The sequence below is a fragment of the Streptomyces bohaiensis genome (assembly GCF_012033785.1).
Lineage (GTDB): Bacteria > Actinomycetota > Actinomycetes > Streptomycetales > Streptomycetaceae > Streptomyces > Streptomyces bohaiensis.
On record NZ_JAAVJC010000289.1, the window covers coordinates 1 to 5,944 of the forward strand.

At 76.2% G+C, this 5,944-nt stretch carries 5 protein-coding genes and 1 tRNA gene; 2 read left to right on the forward strand and 4 right to left on the reverse strand.

Annotated features, from left to right (window positions below; all coding sequences use genetic code 11):
* Positions 1–120 precede the first annotated feature (120 nt).
* Positions 121–1,203, reverse strand: coding sequence for a transglycosylase family protein (locus tag HCN52_RS26010; protein ID WP_312876814.1), 1,083 nt, complete (start codon positions 1,201–1,203; stop codon positions 121–123).
* 694 nt (positions 1,204–1,897) lie between these two features.
* Between HCN52_RS26010 and HCN52_RS21050 the strand changes: the two genes are divergently transcribed.
* The gene (locus tag HCN52_RS21050) at positions 1,898–2,377 is read left to right on the forward strand and encodes a hypothetical protein (protein WP_168090027.1); all 480 of its coding nucleotides are present in this window, start codon (positions 1,898–1,900) and stop codon (positions 2,375–2,377) included.
* 55 nt (positions 2,378–2,432) lie between these two features.
* Here the strand turns inward: HCN52_RS21050 and HCN52_RS21055 are convergent, their stop codons facing one another.
* Together HCN52_RS21055 and HCN52_RS21060 are read right to left on the reverse strand one after the other, a co-directional pair.
* Positions 2,433–3,800 carry a cytochrome P450 family protein gene (locus HCN52_RS21055; protein ID WP_168090028.1) on the reverse strand — a complete coding sequence of 456 codons (1,368 nt, stop codon included), beginning with the start codon at positions 3,798–3,800 and terminating at the stop codon, positions 2,433–2,435.
* On the reverse strand, positions 3,797–5,116 hold the full coding sequence (locus HCN52_RS21060) for a sensor histidine kinase (protein WP_168090029.1): 1,320 nt from the start codon (positions 5,114–5,116) through the stop codon (positions 3,797–3,799). The genes HCN52_RS21055 and HCN52_RS21060 overlap by 4 nt, the downstream gene beginning before the upstream one ends.
* Positions 5,117–5,278: 162 nt before the next feature.
* Between HCN52_RS21060 and HCN52_RS21065 the strand changes: the two genes are divergently transcribed.
* Positions 5,279–5,354, forward strand: a tRNA-Gln gene (locus tag HCN52_RS21065).
* A 208-nt stretch (positions 5,355–5,562) separates the two neighbouring features.
* Here the strand turns inward: HCN52_RS21065 and HCN52_RS21070 are convergent.
* Positions 5,563–5,751 carry a hypothetical protein gene (locus HCN52_RS21070; protein WP_168090030.1) on the reverse strand — a complete coding sequence of 63 codons (189 nt, stop codon included), beginning with the start codon at positions 5,749–5,751 and terminating at the stop codon, positions 5,563–5,565.
* Positions 5,752–5,944 lie beyond the last annotated feature (193 nt).

A 5,944-nucleotide genomic window follows, 5' to 3' on the forward strand; every position in this document is an offset into this window, starting at 1 on the left:
GCGTAGGGGCGGCGGGGGCGGTCGGGGGCGCGGCACGCATGAGGCCCGGCACCGTCCCGGGAGAGGGACGGCGCCGGGCCTCACGGCGGCGGTACGGGCGGCGTCGGGGCGCCGCCCGGGTCACGGGGCGGCGGGGGTCTTCGCGGAGCCGGTCGCCTTCCCGGCCTTCTCCTCCTCGGCCTTCTCCGCAGCCGCCTCGGCCTCGGCCTCGGCGCGCTCGGCCGGGGTGAGGGCGAGCAGCTGGCCCGGGAGGATGTGGTCGGGGTTGTCGCCGACCGTGCCGGAGTTCGCCTCGTAGAGAGCCGCCCAGCCGCCGTCGACACCGAGCTGGCCGGCGATGCCCGACAGGGAGTCGCCGGGGCGGACCTCGTACCCCTCGCCGGTGTCGCCCTCGGCATCGGCCGCGGCGTCGTCGCCGTCCGAGCCGGCGGCGTCCCCGCCGCGTGAGCCCTCCCCGGCGCGGTCGCCACCGGGCTCGTCCGCGGCGCGGTCGCCGTCCGCCTCGGTGCCGCCCCCGGCCCCGGTGGACGCCTCGGCGTCCGGGCGGTCGCCGGCGGCGTGCCGGCCGCCGCCGGACGCCTCCTCGCGCTCGCTCTCGGCCTGGTCCGGCGTACCGCGGTGGCGGCCGCCGCTGCCGCGCTCGTCCTCGGTGCGGTCGTCGGCGGAGTCCGCGGGGCCGGCCTCGGCCCGCTCGTCGGCCGACTCCGCGGCGTCGCCCTCTGCTGCGCGCTCGTCCGTGGTGTCCGTGGCGTCCGGTGCGACGGTGCGGCCGGCGACCGGCTCGCCGTCCTCGAAGCGGCCCATGACGTCGCGTGCGGTCTGCTCGACCTCCTCGACGACCTCGGTGGCGTCGGTGCCGGCCAGGCGCTCCGCTCGGTGCTCCGCGGTCAGACCGCTGGAGAGGGCGCAGGTCGGGAACGCGGCACGGGGGCCGCGGTCCTCCAGGACGCGTTCCGCGACGGTGATCTGCTGGCTCCGGCTGGCGAGGTCGGGGCTGTCGGCGAACTCCTCGCCGCCGTACTCGGCCCACATGCTCAGCGGCAGCTGAAGACCGCCGTAGTAGCCGTTGCCGGTGTCGGCGCTCCAGTCACCGTCGCTCTCGCAGTCGGCGACGCGGTCCCAGGTCTCGCCGCCCACGGCGTGCGCGGCACCTGCCCCCAGCAGGGGCAGTGCCGCGGAGGCGCTTGCGACCCCGGCGGTCACCAGGAATGCCGGAGCCTGTTTCGGGCGGCGATGACGTCCGTTGCCAGAGAGCATGGTGATGACCCCTCATGCGGTGCACTTGCTCGTTTGCCTGCGCGGGTTGAAGTTCGTGCGCGGGTGAAGTTGAGGCCAGAACCTAACGTGCCGCCACAGCGCATCACAAGCCGGTCCCGCGCGGGTCACACTGCGGTCACATCCCTGACGCCGCGTCACCGCATGCGGGGTGCGGGCAGGGGCGAGTCACCCCGCGCCGGAACCGGTACCGGCCGGGAACCCGCGGACCGGCCCCCGCGAGCCACGCCGCCGGCACGGGAAATCCGCAGGCCGGGCCGGGTGACGACGTCCGCCCGGGGTCGATCCGCGTACATCGGGACCGGCGGCGCGGGCCCGAGGACCGAACCGTTCCACCGTGACGGAGGGCGACGCCCCGCTTCCCGCTGTGAAGCGCGGGGCGGCACGGTGACGGCGGGCATGCACTGCCCACCGGGCGGGCACCCGGAACTGAGACATGGGTCACGCCGCGACGGCGAACCGTCACAGATGGGGCGGACCCGGCCAGTCCGCCGCCGGTGACACCCGCCCGCGGGCGACCGCCGTGGCTCGTAGGATCCGCCACCGCCACCGCCACCGCCACCGACCCCGCACCGCCGCCCGCTCGCACGCACCGCCGCCCGCCCGTTCGCCGAGGAGCCGTATGGCAGCCGACCGACCCGACCCGACCGCTGTCCCCTTCTTCTCCGGCTCCTGGCGCGGCTACGACCGGCGGGAGGTCGACCGGTACCTCGCGGAGCAGGACGCCGAACTGACCGGGCGGGCCCGGCAGATCGCCGACCGGAACCGGGAGATCGACCGGCTGCGCGGCCAGGTCGCCGCACTCAACGCCCGGCTCACGGAGGCGCACACCGAGCGGCCCGGCGAGGTCGGCAGCGACGTCGACGGACTGGAGCTGCGGGTGGAGCGGCTGCTGGAGACGGCCGCCGGGGAGGCGGCACGCTCCCCGTCCCCGGAGGCGGCGTTCCGGCGGGCCCTCGCCGAGGCGGAGGCGGCGATCGCCCACGGCCGCAGCCGCCACGAGCCCCGCGCGGAGCGGCTCCGGGAGAGTGCCGCCATCCTGGACCGCGCGGCGGCACTGGTGGACCGGGCACGAGCGGAGCACCTGCCGGGCGACCGCTGACCCCCGGGGCCCGCGGGCCCCGAAGCGGCTCCTTTGGGCAAGCGGGCGGGCCGACTCAGCCGGGAGGCGCCGGCGGCGGGCCGGCCGGGGCCTCGGGTGTGAACTCCACCGGCAGCGTCCGCAGACCGCGCATGATCAACCCGCCGCGCCACCGCAGCTCCTCCGGGTCCACCGCGAGCCGCAGATCCGGCAGCCGCCGGAACAGGGTCGCCAGCGCGGTCCGCGCCTCCAGCCGCGCCAGCGGCGCACCCAGGCAGTAGTGGACGCCGTGGCCGTAGCCGAGGTGCTGGTTGTCGGTCCGGCGCAGGTCGAGCCGGTCCGGTTCGGCGAACCGCGCCGGGTCGCGGTCGGCGGCGGCGAGCACCACCAGCACCGGGTCGCCCCGGCCGATGCTCCGGCCGCCCAGCGTGAAAGGCTCCCGCGCGAACCGCCAGGTGGCCAGCTCCACCGGCCCGTCGTACCGCAGGAGTTCCTCCACCGCGACGTTCAGCCGCTGCTCGTCGCCGGCCGCGACGAGCTCCCGGAAGTACGCCAGCTGCTCGGGGTGGCGCAGCAGCGAGAGCGTGCCGTTGCCGATCAGGTTGACCGTGGTCTCGAAACCGGCGAACAGCAGGATGAAGGCCATCGCCGCGGCCTCCTCCTCGGTCAGGTGCTCACCGTGGTCGGAGGCCCGGATGAGACCGGAGATGAGGTCGTCGCCGAGCGCGCCGCGCTTGCGGTGGATCAGCTCCGCCAGGTACTCCCGCATCCGCTTCACCGCCCGGCCGACGCCCCCGCGCCGCCCGGAGGTGTGGAGCATCATCTGAGCCCAGCCGTGGAAGTCGGCCTGGTCCTCGGGCGGTACCCCCAGCAGGTCGCAGATGGCGTAGATCGGCAGCGGGAAGGCGAAGGCGTCGATGAGATCGGCGGAACCGCCGGCGGCGAAGTCGTCGATCAGCCGGTCGGTGAGCGCCGCGACCTGCGGGGTGAAGGCGGCGACCCGGCGGGGCGTGAACGCCTTGGAGACCAGCCGCCGCAGCCGGGTGTGGTCCGGCGGGTCGATGTTCAGCAGGTGCGTCATCAGGTTGGCGCTGCGTTCGCCGGGAATCCCGACCCGGCCCCGGGTGTGCGCCGCCTGGCTGTGCTGCTCCGGGTTCTTGCTCAGCCGCTGGTCGGCCAGGGCCTGCCGGGCGTCCTCGTGGCGGGTCACCAGCCACGCCTCGACCCCGCTGGGCAGCTCGGCCTTGTGCACGGGGGCATTGGTGCGCAGCCAGGCGTAGGCGGGGTAGGGGTCGGCGGCGAAGGCGCGGCCGAAGAGCTCCGGGGCCGGCCCGGCGTCCGCGGCAGGCGCGGCCGTTCCGGGCGCGCCGGTGACCGGGCAGCGGGCTGTGCCGGTGCCTGTGCCTGTGCCTGCGGCGGCGTCGGGGCGTGCGGTGGTGGTCATGCGGCTTCCTCCCGGTCCGGGATCACCGCCGAGACGCGGAAGCCGCCCCGGTCGGTGGGGCCGGAGACGAAACCGCCGCCCAGGGCGGTGACCCTCTCCCGCATGCCGAGCAGCCCGTTGCCGCCGCTGGGCAGGGAGGCGCCGGGGCCGGCCTCGGCGCCGGGCGGCGGGTCGTTCTGCACCAGCACCGCGACCTCCTCCTCACGGCGGGCGAGCCGCACCAGGGTGGTGGCGCCGCCGGCGTGCTTGTGGACGTTGGTCAGCGCCTCCTGCACCACCCGGTAGACGGTCCGCTCGACCGGCGCCGTGTAGCGGCGGCGCTCGCCCTCCTCCTGGAAGTCGACCGCCATCCCCGTCTGCCGGGACTGCCCCACCAGGTCCGCGAGCCCGGCCAACCGGGGCCCGTCGCGGTCCTCCTCCGCCGGGGCGGCGGTACGGGCGGAGGCGATCTCCGCCAGCCGCAGCGCCGGGTCGGGCCGCTCCGCCTCGGGCCGGTCGTCGGTCCGCAGCACCCCGAGCATGGTGCGCAGTTCGGTCAGCGCCTGCCGGCCCATCTCCCCCACCAGCGCCGCGTTGCGCGCGGCCTTCTCCGGGTCCTTCGGGGCGACGGCCTGGATGGCGGCGGAGTGGACCACCATCAGCGAGACGCGGTGCGCGACGACGTCGTGCATGTCGCGCGCGATGCGGGTCCGCTCCTCGCGCCGCGCCCACTCGGCGCGCTCCTCGGCCCGCTCGGCGAGCAGCGACAGCTCGCGCTCCAGCCCGTCGGCGCGCTCCCGGAGCGACTCCACCAGCCGGCGGCGGGCCCGGACGTACATGCCGACCAGGACCGGGGCGACGACGTGGACCACGCCGAAGGTCAGCACGATCAGCAGGGCGAACCAGGTCGGCAGCGGCTGCTCGACGCGGGACTGCTCCTCCAGGACCGCGAGGTACAGCACCAGGCACCCGCCGAAGCTGAGCATGGCAGTGAGCAGCGCGATGACCCGCCGCGGGACGTCGGCGACGGTGAGGGTGTACAGGCCGACGACGACCAGCAGCAGCCCCATCTGGGCGGGGAGCAGCGCCACCGCGACCAGCACCACCGCGATCGGCCAGCGGCGGCGCAGCACCAGCACCGACCCGCCGAGCACGGCGGCCACTGCCACCGGCGCGACGGGCAGCCCGACGGTCGCCGCGAACGAGGGCGCCATCAGGACGCACTCCAGCGCGGAGACCACCGCGAGGCAGACGTCGAGGACGACGGAGCGGCGCCGCGGCCACCACAGCACTGCTCCGCCCTTGCCTTCCACGGCCCCCGCCCCCGCATCGTTCATGCGACCAGACTACGGTGCGGGGTCCACCCGTTTTCCTGGCGGATCACGCGAACCGGACACCGCTCGACGGCGCCGCCGCGACGCCGGCGGGAAGGTCGGGGACGGCCCGTGGGAGAGGGAGTGGGTCACCGCGCGGTGACTCAGGTAGTGTCTTCTCGGCCGTCCGCCGTGGGGTAATCGGTAGCCCGCAGGACTTTGAATCCTCGTAGTGCTGGTTCGAGTCCAGCCGGCGGAGCCACTCTCCCGGTGCGTGCGCCTCCCCTGAGCCTGCGCTCTCCCGGTGCCTGCGCCGCGGGGCTGCCGTCGTCGGCCGCGCCGGTCGGGCCCGACCCCGTGCGCGTTGCCCGCTCCCCGGAGCCGCGGCGTTCCCCCACTGTCCGCTGGTCGTACCTCGCGCCTCGCTGCCCCCTGCTTGCTGCCCGCCGGGGCGGGGCGCGGATCGGCGGTCAGCCCGCGCCCAGTTCCCGGAGGCAGAGCGCCTCGTCCTCCCGCAGTTGCCGCACCACCGGGTCCTCGGGCCCCGAGCCGGTCGTGGCGAACTGCTGCAGCAGCACCCGCAGCTCCGGCAGGGCGGCGGTGTAGTCGCCGCCGTCGACCAACGCCGCCGCGTACTGCTTGCGGAGGGTGCGGACCACGGTGGAGTCGGCGCCGTACTGGGCGACCGCCGGCGGCAGGGCGCGGCGGAGCAGCGCCGCCGCGGGTCCGGAGCGCCCGGCGTGGAGTTCCCGCTTGGCCCGGTCGACCAGCTCGGCGATCGCCGGCCGGCCGATGGACCCGACCCGCCCCTACACCCACCCGCTCGCCCCCTGGCCGCCGACCGGTCCCACG

What these genes read in the sequence shown, in the direction of transcription:
- HCN52_RS21050 (WP_168090027.1), top strand. Translation starts at nt 1,898, where the DNA reads ATGGCAGCCGACCGACCCGACCCGACCGCTGTCCCCTTCTTCTCCGGC.
- HCN52_RS21055 (WP_168090028.1), bottom strand. Translation starts at nt 3,800, where the DNA reads ATGACCACCACCGCACGCCCCGACGCCGCCGCAGGCACAGGCACAGGC.
- HCN52_RS21060 (WP_168090029.1), bottom strand. Translation starts at nt 5,116, where the DNA reads ATGAACGATGCGGGGGCGGGGGCCGTGGAAGGCAAGGGCGGAGCAGTG.